This is a genomic window from Rhodovulum sulfidophilum DSM 1374 (assembly GCF_001633165.1).
Lineage (GTDB): Bacteria > Pseudomonadota > Alphaproteobacteria > Rhodobacterales > Rhodobacteraceae > Rhodovulum > Rhodovulum sulfidophilum.
This window is the reverse complement of sequence record NZ_CP015418.1, coordinates 3,384,161-3,400,823: the sequence shown is the minus strand read 5'-3', so window position 1 is coordinate 3,400,823 and position 16,663 is coordinate 3,384,161. Positions and strand designations below refer to the sequence as shown.

10 protein-coding genes are annotated in these 16,663 nt (G+C 70.3%); 6 read left to right on the top strand and 4 right to left on the bottom strand.

What is annotated here, in order from left to right:
* Positions 1-2: 2 nt before the first annotated feature.
* The 4 genes from A6W98_RS15930 to A6W98_RS15915 form a co-directional block, all read right to left on the bottom strand.
* Complete coding sequence (locus A6W98_RS15930) at positions 3-665, bottom strand: TRAP transporter small permease (protein WP_042463109.1); 663 nt, start codon at positions 663-665, stop codon at positions 3-5.
* A 145-nt stretch (positions 666-810) separates the two neighbouring features.
* Positions 811-1,833, bottom strand: a complete 1,023-nt coding sequence (locus A6W98_RS15925) for a TRAP transporter substrate-binding protein (RefSeq protein ID WP_042463106.1) — start codon at positions 1,831-1,833, stop codon at positions 811-813.
* A gap of 358 nt (positions 1,834-2,191) precedes the next feature.
* Positions 2,192-2,800 (bottom strand): TetR/AcrR family transcriptional regulator, encoded by a 609-nt coding sequence (locus A6W98_RS15920; RefSeq protein ID WP_042463105.1) that lies wholly within the window; start codon positions 2,798-2,800, stop codon positions 2,192-2,194.
* Between the two features lie 901 nt (positions 2,801-3,701).
* Complete coding sequence (locus tag A6W98_RS15915; RefSeq protein WP_081251970.1) at positions 3,702-5,420, bottom strand: FAD/NAD(P)-binding protein; 1,719 nt, start codon at positions 5,418-5,420, stop codon at positions 3,702-3,704.
* Between the two features lie 254 nt (positions 5,421-5,674).
* Here A6W98_RS15915 and A6W98_RS15910 point away from each other — a divergent pair, with 254 nt between their 5' ends.
* From A6W98_RS15910 to rbbA, 6 genes are all read left to right on the top strand, one after another.
* On the top strand, positions 5,675-7,951 hold the full coding sequence (locus A6W98_RS15910) for a mechanosensitive ion channel domain-containing protein (RefSeq protein WP_042463102.1): 2,277 nt from the start codon (positions 5,675-5,677) through the stop codon (positions 7,949-7,951).
* A gap of 29 nt (positions 7,952-7,980) precedes the next feature.
* A complete protein-coding gene (locus A6W98_RS15905; protein ID WP_042463101.1) occupies positions 7,981-8,973 on the top strand; it encodes a zinc-binding metallopeptidase family protein in 993 nt (330 codons plus the stop codon).
* Between the two features lie 66 nt (positions 8,974-9,039).
* Complete coding sequence (locus A6W98_RS15900) at positions 9,040-10,875, top strand: c-type cytochrome (protein ID WP_052678096.1); 1,836 nt, start codon at positions 9,040-9,042, stop codon at positions 10,873-10,875.
* 159 nt (positions 10,876-11,034) lie between these two features.
* A complete protein-coding gene (locus A6W98_RS15895) occupies positions 11,035-12,660 on the top strand; it encodes an MFS transporter (protein ID WP_042463099.1) in 1,626 nt (541 codons plus the stop codon).
* Between the two features lie 211 nt (positions 12,661-12,871).
* Entirely contained in the window at positions 12,872-13,936 is a 1,065-nt protein-coding gene (locus A6W98_RS15890; protein WP_042465272.1) for an HlyD family secretion protein, read from the top strand.
* A 3-nt stretch (positions 13,937-13,939) separates the two neighbouring features.
* Positions 13,940-16,660: a ribosome-associated ATPase/putative transporter RbbA gene (rbbA, locus tag A6W98_RS15885; RefSeq protein ID WP_042463097.1), complete on the top strand. Its 2,721-nt coding sequence runs from the start codon at positions 13,940-13,942 to the stop codon at positions 16,658-16,660.
* Positions 16,661-16,663: the final 3 nt, after the last annotated feature.

The following is a 16,663-nucleotide window of genomic DNA, read 5'->3' as shown; positions in this document are numbered from 1 at the left end:
GCTCAGATCTCCGTCTCGTCGTCGTCATAGCCTTCCAGAACGGCCGTCGACAGGTACACATCGCGCGAGATCGCGTTCTTCACCGCGGTCAGAAGGTATTGCATTCCGGTCATGAACAGCCCCACCGGCACGATCACCAGCGTCGTCCAGACCGGGATCTGCAGGGCGGGCAGGACCCGGCCGCGCCCGGCCTGGGTCAGAAGATAGGCGACCGCGAACCAGCACAGGCCGAACATCAGCACCGCCGTGGTCAGCGCGATCACGATCATCAGGATCTTGCGCGCGCGGACCGGCAGCGCGTCATAGATCGCCGACATCCGGATATGGCGACCCTGGCGCGCGGCATAGCTGATGCCCGCGAAGGTGATCACCACGATCAGGACGCGGTTGAGCTCCTCGGTAAAGAAAAGGCTCGACTGGAACAGGTAGCGCCCGACCACATTGGCGACCGTGTTCAGCGCCATCAGCAGCACGCCCGTGGCCAGCAGCACGGATTCGACCCTGGCGATGGCGGCATCGATCTTTCCCAGCACCCCGGGAAGGGTCGAGACATAGGCGACCTCGTCGGGGTCGTCGGCGGCGGTGGTGTCGGTCTGGGACCGTGTCTGGGACTGGTTCTGGGATTTGGCTTGCGAGCGGGGCCGGAGAGATTGGTCCGAGGACAAGGGCAGCTTCCTTACGTTCCGCCCTGCGGGCGGGGGCCGGTGCCGGGCGGGACGGGGGCGAGAGGCGGGCCGTCCGGGCCGCCTGCGCATCTACGCAAGTGCCCGGGGGCCCGGCCCGGCCCCCGTCGGATCGGCTCGGGTCGGATCAGCTCTGGCTGGCCTGCTGGGCCGCCTCGAGATCCTCTTTCATCTGGTCGAGAATCCGCTTGCCGCTGTCGCCCGTCATCTCGAGGAACCTGGCCTGGACCTCGCCGGCCGCGTCCTTGAAGGGCTGACGCTCCTCCTCGGAAAGGGTGGTGAAGGTCATCGAGGGCTTGGCCTCCTTGATCTTCTCGACCGAGGCCTCGGTCAGGCCCTTCTGGTAGTCGATGATATGGGCGAAGGCCGCCTCGGCAGCCGCGCGGATCGCTTTCTTGTCCTCGTCGGGCAGCCCGTCGAAGAAGTCCTTGTTGGCCATCACCGCGGTGGTGAAGTTGTTATGCCCGATCCGGGTCACGTAATCGGTGACCTCGTACATCTTCGTCGACTCGACGTAGAACATCGGGTTTTCCTGGCCCTGGATGATGTTGGTCTGAAGCGCGCCATAGACCTCGCCCCAGGGCAGCGGCGTCGGCGTCGCGCCGAAGGCCTTGTAGCTTTCCACCAGAAGCGGGTTGGTCATGGTGCGGATCTTGACCTCGTCCAGATCGGCAGGCGTCGTGAACGGCTCCTTGGTGGTGATCGCAACCTCGCCCTCGGGGAACATGGTCAGAAGTTCCAGGCCCTGATCGGCGTAAAGCGCGGGGAACATCTCGTTGATGGCCTTGGAATTCTTGAAGAAGCTGGCCAGGGTCTCGGTCTCTTGCGGCAGCAGGTAGGGCACGAAGAAGACCTGTGCCTCGGGGATCAGCGAGCCGGTGAAGCCGGGCGACTGGTCGACGAATTGCAGGATGCCGTCCTGCGCCTGTTCCATGATGTCGGCGGATTCGCCGAGCGTGCCATAGGGAAAGAGCTGGATCTGGTGATCGGTATTGGCCTCGATCTCTTCCTTGAATTTCTGCGCGTAGATGCCCTGGACCTCGTCCATCGCCTCTTCGAAGGCATAGCGCCAAGTGTCGGCATGGGCCATGCCCGCGCCAAGCGCGAAGGCGGCGGCCGAAAAGGCCAGGATGCGGGTGCTGAATGTCATGTACTGTCTCCTCTGGTTGCTTGCGCACGGGCCGGCAGGCCCGAACCTTCGGGGCGGTCGGTGAACCGGAAGAGCAATGCGGCGCGCGATGCCGCCAATATCGGCGCTGTGGCCGTCACCCCTCCCGAAACGCGCCTTGTCCGGCTCCTCCGGGGGGCAATCCCCCGCTCCGGACATGTGGGAAAATCCATAACCCCGCGAAGCACCCCCGAACGGGGGTGTCCGCAGGCCGTTTCCCGCAACTTGGCGCGCCACCTGTCGGGCCCCAACGCGGCGCGCGGAAGGGCGGTTCCGGAAAAAACGAAAAAAATGAGGCGATGCCCCCCGGGGGTGGTGGTCCGGGGCGGTGCCTGGGGGCTCAGGGAGGCGCGCCGGTCCGGGCCGCCGGCAGGCCGTGTTGCCGCGCGACGGGCAGGGTGGCGGCCAGTATCGCCTCGGCCCCGGCGCGGGCATCGGCGACGGGATCTTCCGCATGGCCCAGATGCGCGGCGACGGCGGCGCCGTCCTTCAACAGCAGCAGCGCGCGGCTGAGTCCGCCCGGATCGGCCGCGCCGGCCTCGGCCGCCACGGCTTCGACCTGCCGGGCGAGGCGGCGCTTGTGTTCGGTCGCCAGGCGATGGATCGGATGCGCCGGATCGGGATATTCGGCGGCCGCGCGCAGAAACAGGCAGGATCGGAACCCCGGCTCGGCCACCCACTCGCCGAGGGCATCGTAAAGCGCCATGAGCCGGGCCCGGGGCGGTCCGGCCGCGTCCATCCGGTGGCGCAGCCAGGCCCGCACGCCGTCGTCGCGCCGCTGCATCGTGGCCAGGATCAGGTCGTCCTTGCTGCGGAAATGCCGGAACATCGTGGTCTTCGAGATCCCGGTCTCGTCCGAGAGGCGGTCCAGCCCGGTGGCGTGGAAGCCGTCGCGATAGAAGATGTCGAGTGCCTTTCGCACCAGTTCGTCGCGCTTGTCAGAACGCATGTCTGCTCCTTTCGGGGGCCGCGCGAAACGGCGGTCCCCGAACCGAACGGGCAGAGCGCGAAGTCGATCCCGCGCGACCGGTCGGCGCACGCAGACGTGAATGGGCCGCCGGGATCTGACCGGGCGCGCCATGCAGGAGGTCGCGGCCGGGAGCGAGGGACGGTTCTCGTCGCCCGAGGACGGCGCTGCGGACCGGGGGCGGCAGATCATGCCGTCTCGCCTTTCATGCTCGGTGGGGCGCGATCCGGGATCCGCTTCAAATGCTCCGTCTATACCGTTGATGTTAAGGTTACTCCACCGTGGTCCGATCCATGACCGCGTAGGAGCCGGCCTGCAGACCCCATGCCGGACCTTTCAGCGGGTCTTGTGCGTGGCTGGCCGATATCCTGACAGGCGCGCCTGCGGGGGAGGCAGTCGCGTCAAAGGCGTGGCCGAGACCGGGCCGCAGCCGGTTTCTGCCCCGTGCGATCAGGATCGCGCTGACGTGCTCGGTGCCGGTGGCGCGTGAGCTGCGCCAGCTTGTTGCGGAGCTGGTATGCAGGTCGTCGTGGCAGACCTTTTGGGCTGTCGATCCGGACAACGTCGTCAGCGGCGCGAGTTGAGCATATGTCCGCTCTTCCGGGGCAGATCTGTTCCGTTTCCCTCCTTGGTCCTGGTGCCGTCGGGCATGGCACAGGCTGTCTTCGCCCGTCTGACCGCGCGGGCGAAGGTGGTCGCGATGGGGGCTGGGCCAAGGCCTTCAATTTTGATCCCTTGTTCAGTGGGCGCGGGAGGCGGATTGGGCGCGCCGGGAGCCCGGCCGGCCCAGGCCTTCCAGCGTCACGCTGATCGCGGGCCTTAGTCATGATGGACGAGACGGGGGCCGAACCCGTCCTGGGGCGCGGATAGACACGTAGCCCACTCAGCCCGGGCTGGCAGCACGCGCAGCGCCGAGCGCGGCCCGGTCCAGGACACCCTCGGCCCAGCGATGGGCCGAGGCGCCGAAACAGTCATGGATCGAATCGACCGCGATCACGCTGCCGAGCGCGGCCCGGCCGAGCAGGCAAAGCCCGGCCTGGACCTGCCCGCGGCTGTCGACGACCTGTGCATCGGGCCGGGTGCGGATGCCAAGACCCTCGCCCACGGCCGCGACCCTTCCGGCATCGCGCAGCCCGGCAAGGACGGGCTCTTCCAGCCTCTCCAGCGCGGGCGAGGGCAGCACCGCGTTGATCATGACCGAGACCCGGGCGCTGTCATCCTTCTCGACCAGCTGCCAGCCCTCGGGCGTCAGCAGGATGTCGGGGGCGTCGACCGTCCGCAGATCGACGATCCCGGCCGCGATCAGGATCGACAGCTCTTCGGCCGTTTCGGCGGGCGGGCCGTAGGAATAGCGCTTGAGCCCCTCGTCGAAGCCGATCAGCGCCGCGATCGTCTCGGGGCTGGCGGTGCCGGGATTGACCGCCCGCCGAAGCGCGTTCTGCCAGTGCCGCCAGATCTGTCCGATGGCATAGCCCATTGCCGGAGGCCGCGTGCCCCGGGCCATGGCAAGCCCCTCGCGCAGCAATTCCGCTGCGTCCCGGCTCTCCTGCGAGGCCGGGGCTGCGCGTTCGGCCGCAAGCCAGGCCGCGACCCCGCCCGGATCGGCGCCCGCGGCCTCCAGCACCCGGCGGGCAGCGGGTTCGAGCGCGGCCGAGATGGCTTCGAGAGCGGCCTCGGGCGCGGCCCCCAGCGCGCGGTCCAGTGCGGCTTCGAAGGCACGGCTTTCCGCGGGCAGGGGCGCGAAACAGGCGTCGATCCCGGCGCTTGCGGGCTTGGGCCAGGGCGGCAGGCCGTCCAGCGAGAAGGGCAGGATGCGCGCGGGCTCGCGGCCCGAGGGCAGATAGCGCCCGTCCTCGAACCGGCCGCCGCGACCGAGCGTCAAAAGCCGCACAACATCGAGGGTCGAGAGCCCCAGCCCCCGGATCGCCACCGAGGCACCGGCCCAGTCCCCGGCTGCCTTCAGCAACCGGTCGGCCGGATAGGCGGGCAGAACGGCCGCCCCGGTCCGCCGGGCATGGTCCTGCCAGCGCGCAAGCTGAGGGTCGGGCGCGCTGCGGGGCTGGCCGGGCGCCAGCAGGACCTCGTCATAGGGGCCGAAACGCCCGGCCGCGCTTTCGAGATACCAGCCGGTGCCTGACCGCTCGAGCCGGAGGATCGCGGTTTCGTGCCGGCTGAGCGCGACCCCCTCGGGCAGGGTTGTTGCCAGCGTCCGGACCCTTGCCGCCAGATAGGCGCCAAGCTCGGCCCGGGCGGGAAACCGTTCGTCATCGGAGGGCGACATCAGCCAGGTCCCGAAGGAGGAGATCCGCGCAGGCGCGGGGCCGGGCGGGTCGATATCGACCGCCCGGATCGGGATGTTCAGAAGCATGAGCGGGCTTTGCCCCGGGGTGAAATTGGGGCCGGCGCCGGGCCATGGTCCGGGTTCGAAGATGTCTATCGCGACCGCGGAACCCGCCTGCGGCAGCCGGGCGGCCAGCGCCTCGAGCGCGCCGAGGCCGCGCGGGCCCAATCCTGCGATGGCAAGTCTCAGCGGACGCGACCGGGGGGATGTGGGGGCGGGCATGGCGGGGCGGGTTCCGGCGCGGTCGGTTGGCTTGGGCATCGGGGATCAATGCCCGAAGGGGGGCATCTGGTTCCCTCGCGGCCGGGGCGGCGGCCTCTTGCATCACGTTCCCGTGATCTTTGCAACGCCGGAGGGCTTCCGGCGTTCGGTCCCGACGACGCCTGCGCCCCGCATGACCCGAGACGAGACCTGACACCGGGTCAGGCAGACCCGCGCGGGGAAGATCCGACCCCATGCCGACAGGTGCCGACCGGGCCTGATGGCCAACCGACACAGAACCGACAGGGACATACGTGAACCGATTTTTCCGCCGCCTGTTTCCGCTTCTTCTCGCCACCTTGTTCCTGTCATCCCTGCCCGCACTGGCACAGACCGCGCCCGCCGCCGAGGATGCGCCCGGCGCCGAGGCACGGGCACTGATCGACATCCTCCGGAACGACAGCGCCCGCGAGGCGCTCATCGCCGAGCTGGAACAGGCCGCCGAGCGCGGGGCGGCGGATCAGGATAGGGCTGCGGCGCCGCCATCCGAGGCGGACGGGCAGGGGCTGGGACGCCGGGTCGCCGAGGCGACATCGGCCGCCGTCGAGGATCTCGCCGGGCGGATCGCGGCCGGATGGGCCGCGCTCGGCCGGGCCGGGCAGGCGTTCGAGGGGCTGGATGCCGGGACATTCGAGGCCTTCGGCGCCGCGATGCGCAACCTCCTGGCGGTCGTCGCGGCGACGGTCCTGGTGCAATTCGCCTTGCGCCGGGCGGTAAGGCCGCTGCACCGGAGGCTGGGGCGGACGGCGGCCGGGCAGGGGCTGCTGCGCAGGCTGGCCCCTGCGGCCCTGGCGGCGCTGCTCGATCTCGGCGCGCTGGTTCTGGCCTGGGCGGCGGGCTATGCCCTTGCGGCGGCCGCCATCGGCAGCGCGGGCACGGTCGGGCTGAACCAGTCGCTTTATCTCAACGCCTTCCTGGCCGTGGGGGTGGTGCGTCTGGCGCTTGACATCCTGCTTGCGCCGGGCGCGGCGCCGTTGCGGCTTTTGCCGGTCTCGGACCCGGGCGCAAGGCGGACGGCGGGGCTGGGCATGGCGATCGCGGGGCTTCTGGCCTATGGTCATCTGCTGGCGGTGCCGGTGGTGGCGCGCGATGTCTCGGCGCTGGCCGCGGCAAGTCTCGGCGCGCTGGTCACCGTGCTGGCGCTGCTGTCGCTCGGGGCGCTGGTGGTCCTCTATCGCCGTCCGGTCGCGCAGTGGATGCTGACCCGGCTGGCCCCGCCGGTTTCGTCTGCCCCCGGGACAGAAGACGCCCCCGAGTCCCAGACGGCGCCGGAAACCGGGGCGCCGCGCCGACATGGGCGGCTGGCGCTGGCGCTGGCACAGAACTGGCACTGGGCGGCGCTGGCCTATCTGGCGGTGCTGGCCGTGATCGTGCTGACCGGCCCCGATGGCGTCGTGCTGGCGGCGCTGGCGGGATCGGCCAGGCTGCTGGCGGCGCTGCTGCTGGCGGGCATCGTCTCGGGCGCGCTGGCCCGGGCCGCGGCGCGGGGCGTGCAGCTTCCGGAGCGCATCAGCGACCGCCTGCCGCTGCTGGAGCCGCGGCTGAACCGCGTGATCCCGGTGGCCATGGTGGCGCTGCGCTACCTGATCGTGCTGTCGGTGGCGCTTTTCGCGCTCGATACGCTCGGGGTGCTGGCGGTCGGGTCCTGGATGGAAAGCCGGTTCGGGCTGCGGGTGACGGGCGCGCTGAGCGCGGTCCTGCTCATCCTCGCGGTGGCCTATGGGCTCTGGCTGGCGCTGACCTCCTGGGTCGATTACCGGCTGGCTCCGGCGCCCGGCCGGGCGGCCTCGCCGCGCGAGGCGACGCTGCTGTCGCTGTTGCGCAACGCGCTGACGATCGTGATCGTGGTGCTGGCGGCGATGTTCTGCCTGTCCGAGATCGGGCTTGATATCGGGCCCTTGCTGGCCTCGGCCGGGGTGCTGGGGCTGGCCATCGGCTTCGGCGCGCAGAAGCTGGTGCAGGATGTCATCACCGGCGTCTTCATCCAGCTCGAGAACGCGATGAATGTGGGCGACGTGGTCAGCCTCGGCGGCACCACCGGCACGGTCGAAAAGCTTACGATCCGGTCGGTCAGCCTGCGCGACGTGAGCGGGACCTATCACATCATCCCGTTCTCCTCGGTCGACATGGTCTCGAACCTGACCCGCGATTTCTCGTATTACGTCTGCGACATGGGCGTCGCCTATCGCGAGGATGTCGACGAGGTGAAGGTGGCGATGGAGGATGCCTTCGCCGAGCTCGGGCGCGATCCCGAGGCGCGGGACGCGATCCGGGGCGATCTGGAATGGTTCGGGCTGAACAGCTTCGGCGACAGCGCCGTGGTCGTCCGGGCGCGGATCCGCACCCTGCCGGGCAGGCAATGGGGGGTCGGGCGGACCTATAACGGCATCCTCAAGCGGCTCTTCGACGAGCGCAATATCGAGATTCCCTTCCCGCATCAGACCATCACCTTCGCCGAGGCCAAGGATGGCCGCACCCAGCCGGTGCGGGTCATCAATGGCGAGGCGCAGGCGGCGGAACAGGGGGCGTAGCAGGGCGCGGGACCCGACGAGGAGAGACGATGCGGCGGCTTGGCTGCCCGTCCTGCGGGGCGGAGATCTGGTTTCACAACACCGCCTGCCTGAGCTGCGGGGCCGAGCTGGGCTTCCAGCCGGGGCGGGGGCTGGTTCCGCTTGGCACGTGCGGGGGGGCCGCTTGCGCCAATCGCGCGGTCATCGGTTGCAACTGGGTCGCCGCGGCGCCGGGCGGGCTGTGCCTGTCCTGCGCCCACAGCACGGTGGTGCCGGATCTGTCGGTGCCGGGCAATGACCGGCGCTGGGCCCGGATCGAGCGCGACAAGCGGATGCTGATGCGCCTGCTCGATGCGCTTGGGCTGCCGCTTCGCGACGCGGCCGGGGCGCCCGCCCCGGTCTTCGAGCTGCGCGGCGACCCGATCGGACCGGCGCCGGGGCCTAAGGTGATCACCGGCCATGCCCATGGCACGATCACGCTCAACATCGCCGAGGCCGACGATGCCGAGCGCGAGCGCATCCGCGCCGAGATGGGCGAGCCCTACCGCACGCTTGCGGGCCATCTCCGTCATGAGGTCGCCCATCACTACTGGGATCTGCTGGTGGCGGAGAACCCGGCCGCGCTCGACCGGCTGCGGCCGGTCTTCGGCGACGAGCGCGCCGATTACGGGGCGGCGCTGGAGCGGCACTACCGCGAGGGCCCGCCGCCGGGCTGGGAGGCGACCCATGTCACCGCCTATGCCACCGCCCATCCCTGGGAGGATTTCGCCGATACCTGGGCGCATCTCTTCCACATCCTCGACAGCATGGAAACGGCGCTGGCCTATGACCTGGTCCGCGATGACGGCCTGCAGGGGCTGGAGGTCGCGGCCCTGGCCGCGCTGCCGGTCGAGCGGCTGGCAGAGCCCTGGATCGCGCTTTCGGTCGCGCTGAACGCGGTCAACGAGGCGATGGGGCATGGCCGTTTCTACCCCTTCGTGCTGAGCCCGGCGGTTCTGGAAAAGCTCGAGGCGATCCGGCGGCTTCTGCCCGTCGCGGGCTGAGCGCGGGAACTGCGGCGGGTCTCGTGCGTTTTGAGCCCGACATCCCCGCAGCGAGGAGAGATTTCCGTGCGCAGCCCCTTCACCACCGGCCCCTTCAAGTCCGGCTCCCGCCTTCTGATCGGTTTCGGCGCGGTGCTGCTGGCGCTGGGGCTCGGCGGGGCGGCGGCGATGCATTTCGGGCTGGTCCCGGTCTCGGCCCGGCCTCCGCATAACGCGCTGACGACCGCGGTGCTGCATGACACCTTCCGGGCCTCGGTCGCACGCGGCGCGCGCGAGGTAGGGTCGGCCCCGGATCTGACCGATCCGGGGCTGATCGCGCTCGGTGCCCGGCATTACGGGCAGGTCTGTTCGTCCTGCCATGGCGGCCCGGGGCTCGGTCAGAGCCCGGTGGCGCTGTCGATGCGGCCGCGCCCGCAAAGCCTGCCCGCCGTGGTCGACGGCTTCTCGGCCTCGGAGCTTTACGTGATCCTGCGCGACGGGGTCCGGTTCACGGCGATGCCGAGCTGGCCCTCGGACGGCAATTTCAACGAGATCTGGGCGGTCGTCGCCTTCCTGCGGCAACTGCCCGAGATGACGCCCGAGGCCTATCGTGCGGCGACCGTGGCGGATGTCGCGGGGACCGGCGCGCCACCGGCCATGGCCTGGACCCGCCGGGGCCCGCAGATGCCGGTTAAGCTGCATGACGAGGCGGCCCCGATCGAGGACTATCTCTATGCCGCGCCCTCGACCGGCTGGCGCCCGATCGGGCTGCAGGACGTGCCGGTGGCCTATTGCGCGGCCTGTCACGGCGCCGACGGCACCGGTGCCCCGACCGGGGGCCAGGCGCCGAACCTTGCCATCCTCGATGCCGACACCATTGCCGCGCGGCTGCGGGCCTATGCCGAGGGCACGCGGGAAAGCGGGATCATGGCGACGGTTGCCAGCAGCCTGTCGGGGCCGCAGATCGAGGCGCTGGCCGCCTATTACGCCGATCTGCCCGACCGCACGCTGGGCGCGCCGGATCGGGGCGATCCCGAGCGGGGCGCGGTGCTGGCGCGGCGGGGCGACTTTGCCCGGGCGCTGCCGGCCTGCGGCGCCTGCCATGGCGGGACTGCGGGCGCGTCCGGGCTTGGCGTGCCGCGACTGGCCGGACAGGGCGCGGCGTTTCTCGAACGCCGTCTCGACAGCTTCGCCGCCGAAGACGGCCCCGACCGGCAGGGATGGAACCCCATGCCCGCCATCGCGAAGGCGCTGAGCCCGGACGAACGCGCCGCCGTCGCGACCTATCTGGCCGGTCTTCCGGCCGACGACCCGTTGATCCCGGCGCGGCCGCCGGTCCCGGCCGAAGCGGGGGCGGATGACGAGGCCGCAGAGCTGCTGCTGCGCTGCACCGCCTGCCATGACCCCGGTCCCGCGCTGGGCGCCGACCGCGATCTCTCGCCCAATCTGACGCTGCAATCCGCGGCCTATCTCGACCATCAGATGGCGCTTTTCGATGCCGGGCGGCGGCCGGTCGGGTCGATGCAGCAGGCGGCCCACGAGATGACCGCCGAGCAGATCGGGCGGCTGTCGGCGGCGCTTGGCGCCGCGCCGGCCGCGCGCTCGGGCCTCGACCCGGAACGCGCGCGGCGTCCCGATTTCGAACTGGCCGGGGCCGGGAAGCTGGCCGAGAAGGGCGATCCGGCGCGGGGGCTGCCCGCCTGCCTCTCCTGTCACGGCGCCCGCCCCACCGCTGCGGTCGGGCTGCTGCCGCGGCTTGACGGCCAGCGCGCGCGCTATCTCGAGGACCGTCTGGACTATTTCGCCGGGGATGCGGCGCCCGAGGTTCTGGCCCCGATGACCGAGATCGCCGCGCGGCTGACCGGGGACGAGCGCGCGGCCCTTGCCGACTGGTTCGCCGCCCGGCCGCCTCTGGCCAAATGAGGACCGGTCCGCCTGCCCGGGCGGGTATGGGCGGCGCGAACCGGCAGGCAGGGGCCGCCCGGGCGCCCGGGAAACGCCGTCGACCCTTGCCGGACCACCCTTTGCGCCCTACCCATCGGGAACCCCCCAACGGTAACCCCCTGCGCCGAAAGCCCCGCCGTGCCCGACCGCCCTTCCGCTCTCGCCCCGTTCCGCAAGGCCACCTACCGCAACCTCTGGCTCGCCTCGAACATTTCGAATTTCGGCGGGCTGGTGCAGACCGTGGGGGCCGGCTGGATGATGACCGAGCTGACCCATTCGCCGGTCATGGTGGCGATGGTCCAGGCCTCGAACACGCTGCCGATCATGCTGTTTTCGCTGATCGCGGGGGCGCTGGCCGACAGTTTCGACCGGCGCCGCATCATGCTGACGGCACAGATCTTCATGCTGGCGGTGTCGGCGGTGCTGGCGGCGGCGGCCTTTCAGGGCGCGCTGACGCCCTGGCTGCTGCTGGCCTTCACCTTCCTGATCGGCCTCGGCAGGGCGCTTTACAACCCGTCCTGGCAGGCCTCGGTCGGCGATATCGTGCCGCGCTCGGATCTGCCGGCGGCGGTGGCGCTGAACAGCATGGGCTTCAACCTGATGCGCAGCGTCGGCCCCGCCGTGGGCGGGCTGATCGTGGCGGCGGGAGGGGCGGCTGCGGCCTTCGCGGTCAATGCGCTCAGCTACCTGCCGCTCTGGCTGTCGCTGTTCCTGTGGCGCCCGGCGCTGGCCGAGCGCCGCTTGCCACGCGAGGCGCTGGGCCCGGCGATCTCGGCCGGGCTGCGCTATGTGTCGATGTCGCCGGTGCTGCTTCGGGTGCTGTTCCGGGGCTTCCTGTTCGGGCTGTCCGCGGTGGCCTTGCTGGCCTTGCTGCCCATCGTCGCGCATGAGCTGCTGGGGGAGGGCGCCTTCGGCTACGGCGTTCTGCTGGGCTGTTTCGGGACCGGCGCCATCGGCGGCGCGGTCTCGAGCGCGCGTCTGCGCGACCGGTTCCCGAACGAGGCCATCGTGCGCGGCGGCTTTCTGGGCTTTGCGGCGGCGCTGACGGGGCTGGCCTTCTCGCACGAGCTCTGGATCTCGGGGCTGCTGCTGCTGCCCGCGGGGGCATCCTGGGTGCTGTCCTTGTCGCTGTTCAATGTCTCGGTGCAGCTCTCGACCCCGCGCTGGGTGGTGGGCCGGGCGCTGGCGCTTTACCAGACCTGCACCTTCGGCGGCATGGCGGCGGGCAGCTTTCTCTGGGGGCAGGTCGCGGCCGGGGCGGGGCTTGCCGAGGCGCTCTGGGCCGCGGCGGCGGTGCTGGTCCTGGGCGCGCTGGTCGGGCTGAGGCTGCCGCTGCCGAATTTCGGCACCGAGGATCTGGCGCCGCTGGGCCGCTTCGTCGAGCCGCAGCTCGGGGTCGATCTCAGGGCGCGGTCGGGTCCCATTGCGATCACGGTCGAATATGACATCGCCCCCGGCGACGTCGATGCCTTCCTTGCGGCGATGACCGAACGGCGCCGGATCCGGATCCGCGACGGCGCGCGGCAATGGGTGCTGCTGCGCGATCTCGAACGGCCGACGGTTTGGGCCGAAAGCTACCATGTCGCGACCTGGGCCGAATACCTGCGCCATCATGAACGCCGCACCGTGGCGGATGCCGAGGTCAGCGACCGGCTGCTGGCGCTGCATCGCGGGGCGGGCAAGCCCAGGGTGCGGCGCATGATCGAGCGGCAGACGGTGCCACGCCGCGACGAACTGCCGCTGAAGCCCACCGATATCGCCTGAGATCCGCATCGCGGTCGGGACCCGGCGGGCGGTGCCGTCGCGTCGGAGCCCGGATACACCCTGAAGATGACCGGGTGCGGAGCTTGCCCCTGCCGGTCCCGCATGCAACACATCCTTGTTGAGCGAGAAGCGGCCGGTGCAGCCCGGGACCTTGCGCGTGCGTCAGATGCGGGCGGGGCAGGCGGGCAGAGGCCGCGCGAAGGTGATCCCGATGAGCGACCGACAGATCTTTTCCGACTTTTCAGACAGTCCTTTTCCGCGCAATGCGCTCCGCGGCCTGTTCGGCCCCGCATTTCTTGCGCTGACGCTGGCCGTCGCGGCCCCGGTTCCGGCCCAGGCCGATGGCGGACTTGCGGGGCTGTGGCAGAGGTTTTTCGGCCCGGCCGAGACCGGCGGCATTTCCAGTTCGAACGGGCGGCTGGAGGCGCAAAGCGTCGATGTCGCCACCAAATATGCAGGCCGCGTCGCGGCGGTCGAGGTCGAGGAGGGCGCGACGGTCGAGGCGGGGGCGGTGATCGCCCGGATCGACGATCGCGATACCCGGGCGCAGCTGCTGGGCGCACGGGCGGCGGTCCTGCGCGCCAAGGCCGCCCGCGAGCTGGCCGAGGCCAGCGTGATGCAGGCGCAAAGCGCGCTTGACGTGGCGCGGACCAATCGCGCCCGGGTCGAGCGGCTGCATGCCGACGGCCATGCCAGCGACAGCGCCAATGACGACGCCAGGAACGCCTTCACCTCGGCCGAGGCCGCGCTGGCGATGGCCCATGCCCAGGTCAGCGATGCCGAGGCGCTGATGGCCTCGAGCGAGGCCGAGGTCGACCGGCTGGAAATCGCGCTGGACGATCTGACGATCCGGGCGCCGATCCGCGGGCGGGTGCTGTACCGGCTGCACGAGCCCGGCGAGGTGGTGGCGGCGGGCGCGCCGGTCGTCACCCTGCTCGACCTGACCGATGTCTACATGAACATCTATCTGCCCGCGCCGACGGTGGGGCTGATCTCGGCCAATGACGAGGCGCGGCTGATCCTCGATCCGATCCCGCAATATGTGGTGCCGGCCCGGGTGACCTTCATCTCGCCCGAAAGCCAGTTCACCCCGAAAAGCGTCGAGACCATTGCCGAGCGCGAGGACCTGGTCTTCCGCGTCAAGCTGACGATCCCGCGCAACCTGCTCGAGCGCTTCGAGGATCAGGTCAAGACCGGCGTCCGCGGCCGTGGCTTCGTGCGCACCGCGCCCGAGACGCCCTGGCCGGCCGACCTTCAGGTCCAGCTTCCGGACTAGATCATGGCACCGGTTCCGGAGCACTCTCCCGGGGCGGGCGGCATCGCCGCCGAGATCGCCGGGCTGACCCACCGCTATGGCGGCAAGGCGGCGCTTTCGGGCATCGGGCTTGCCGTGCCGGCCGGCTGCATGACCGGGCTGATCGGCCCTGACGGTGTCGGCAAGTCGACGCTGCTGGGGCTGGTCGCGGGCGTCCGGCGGTTGCAGGAGGGACAGCTGCGCGTGCTTGGCCGCGACATGTCCGACCCGGCCGCCCGGCGCGCGCTTGCGCCGCGGATCGCCTATATGCCGCAGGGGCTGGGGCGAAACCTCTATCCGACGCTGTCGGTGCGCGAAAATCTCGAATTCTTCGGGCGGCTCTTCGGGCAGGGCGCGGCCGAACGCGGTCACCGGATCGGGATGCTGCTGGAGGCCACCGGCCTTGCGCCCTTTCCGGACCGGCCCGCGGGCAAGCTGTCGGGCGGGATGAAGCAGAAGCTCGGCCTGTGCTCGGCGCTGATCCATGACCCGGACCTGCTGCTTCTCGACGAGCCGACGACCGGGGTCGACCCGCTGTCGCGGCGCCAGTTCTGGGAGCTGATCGACCGCATCCGGGCCGAGATGCCGGGCATGAGCGTGCTGGTTGCCACGGCCTATATGGAAGAGGCGGATCGCTTCGAGTGGCTCGCGGCGATGAATGCGGGGCAGGTTCTGGCCTCGGGAAGCCCGGCCGAGCTGAAGGCGAAGGCGGGTGCCGCGACGCTGGAAGAGGCCTTCGTGCGGCTGCTGCCGGACCGGCCCGAGGCGCCGCCGCTGGTGTCGCGCCCGCTTGGCGAGGGCAGCGGGCGCGTCGCCATTGCGGCCCGCCACCTGACCCGGCGTTTCGGCGACTTCACCGCCGTCGACGATGTCAGCTTCACGATCCCCGAGGGCGAGATCTTCGGTTTTCTCGGCTCGAATGGCTGCGGCAAGTCGACGACGATGAAGATGCTGACCGGGCTGCTCGATCCGAGCGAGGGCGAGGCCGAGCTGTTCGGCCGCAAGCTGCGCGCCTCGGACATCGAAAGCCGGATGCGGATCGGCTACATGTCGCAGGGCTTCTCGCTGTATTCCGAACTGACGGTGCGGCAGAACCTCGAGCTGCATGCCGATCTCTACCATCTGCCGAAAGAGCGGCGCGGTCCCCGCGTCGACGAGGTGCTGGCCGAGTTCGAGCTCGACAGGCTGGCCGACCGCCTGCCCTGGGATCTGCCGCTGGGCCAGCGCCAGCGCCTGCAGCTGGCCGTGGCCACGCTGCATGCGCCGCAGGTGCTGATCCTCGACGAACCGACCTCGGGGGTCGATCCGGTGGCGCGCGACGCCTTCTGGCGCACGCTCATGTCGCTGTCGCGCGACAAGGGCGTCACGATCTTCATCTCGACCCATTTCATGAACGAGGCCGAGCGCTGCGACCGGATCTCGCTGATGCATGCGGGGCGGGTGCTGGATGTGGGCACCCCCGCCGAGATCGTCGCCCGGCGCGGCGCGGCCTCGCTGGAAGAGGCCTTCATTTCCTGCCTCGAGGCCGAGCTGGCGCCCGACCAGACCGCTCCGGCCGCCCCGGTCGCGGCGCCGCAGACGGAAACCGTGCCGCGCTTTGGCGGGCTGACCCGGCTCTGGGCCTATTGCTGGCGCGAGACGCTCGAGCTGATGCGCGACCCGATCCGGGTCTTCTTCGCCCTTGCCGGGCCCGCGATCCTGCTTTTGACGATGGGCTACGGCATTTCCTTCGATGTCGACCGGCTGAGCTTTGCCGTCCGCGATCAGGATCGCAGCCCGGAAAGCCGCGAACTGGTCGAGCAGTTCACCTCGATCCGGCAATTCGCCGAGACGGAAAATCTGGGCGGACCGTCCGATCTGGGCGACCGGATGGCGCGTGGCGATCTGACGGTGGCGCTGGAAATCCCCGACGAGTATGGCCGCGATCTCAGGCGTGGCGATGTGCCCGAGGTCTCGCTCTGGATCGACGGGGCGATGCCGTTCCGGGCCGAGACCGCGCGCAGCTATACGCTGGGGCTGATGTCGGATTATGCCGGGCGCCGCGCGCCGGGGGCCGGGCCCGCGGTCGGCATCGAGAACCGCTTCCTGTTCAACCAGGCCTTCAAGAGCGCGCATGCGATGGTGCCCTCGATGATGATGGTGATCCTGATGCTGATCCCCGCGATCATGTCGGCGATCAGCGTGGTGCGCGAGAAGGAGACCGGCACCATCGCCAATTTCCGGTCCACCCCGGTCACCCGGATCGAGTTCCTCCTGGGCAAGCAGCTGCCCTATCTGGCGATCGCCTGGGCGAGCTTCTGGATGCTCTATGCGATCGGGCGCACGGTGTTCGGCGTGCCCTTCACCGGCAGCCTGCCCGCGCTGGCCGCATCCTCCTTCCTCTATGTCTTCGCCACCACGGGGTTCGGTCAGTTGATCTCGGCCTTTACCCGCAGCCAGGTCGCGGCGGTCTTCGCGACCTCGGTGCTGTCGATCATCCCGGCGGTGAACTTCTCGGGGCTGATCCTGCCTGTGGCCTCGCTCGACACGCCCGGGCGCCTGGTCGGGCAGAGCTTTCCCAGCGCCTGGTATCAGGCGGTGACGAACGGCACCTTCCTCAAGGGCTTCGGCTGGGCCGAGATCGCGCCGAATGCGGCCGTGCTGGCGGGGTTCTGCATGATCTATCTGAGCCTCGCCATCCTCGGGCTGCGGAAACAGGAGGCCTGAGCC

Excerpts from the sequence above, each read along its gene's own strand:
- A6W98_RS15925 (WP_042463106.1), bottom strand. The coding sequence starts at position 1,833 with ATGACATTCAGCACCCGCATCCTGGCCTTTTCGGCCGCCGCCTTCGCG.
- A6W98_RS15920 (WP_042463105.1), bottom strand. The coding sequence starts at position 2,800 with ATGCGTTCTGACAAGCGCGACGAACTGGTGCGAAAGGCACTCGACATC.
- A6W98_RS15915 (WP_081251970.1), bottom strand. The coding sequence starts at position 5,420 with ATGCCCAAGCCAACCGACCGCGCCGGAACCCGCCCCGCCATGCCCGCC.
- A6W98_RS15905 (WP_042463101.1), top strand. The coding sequence starts at position 7,981 with ATGCGGCGGCTTGGCTGCCCGTCCTGCGGGGCGGAGATCTGGTTTCAC.
- A6W98_RS15890 (WP_042465272.1), top strand. The coding sequence starts at position 12,872 with ATGAGCGACCGACAGATCTTTTCCGACTTTTCAGACAGTCCTTTTCCG.
- rbbA (WP_042463097.1), top strand. The coding sequence starts at position 13,940 with ATGGCACCGGTTCCGGAGCACTCTCCCGGGGCGGGCGGCATCGCCGCC.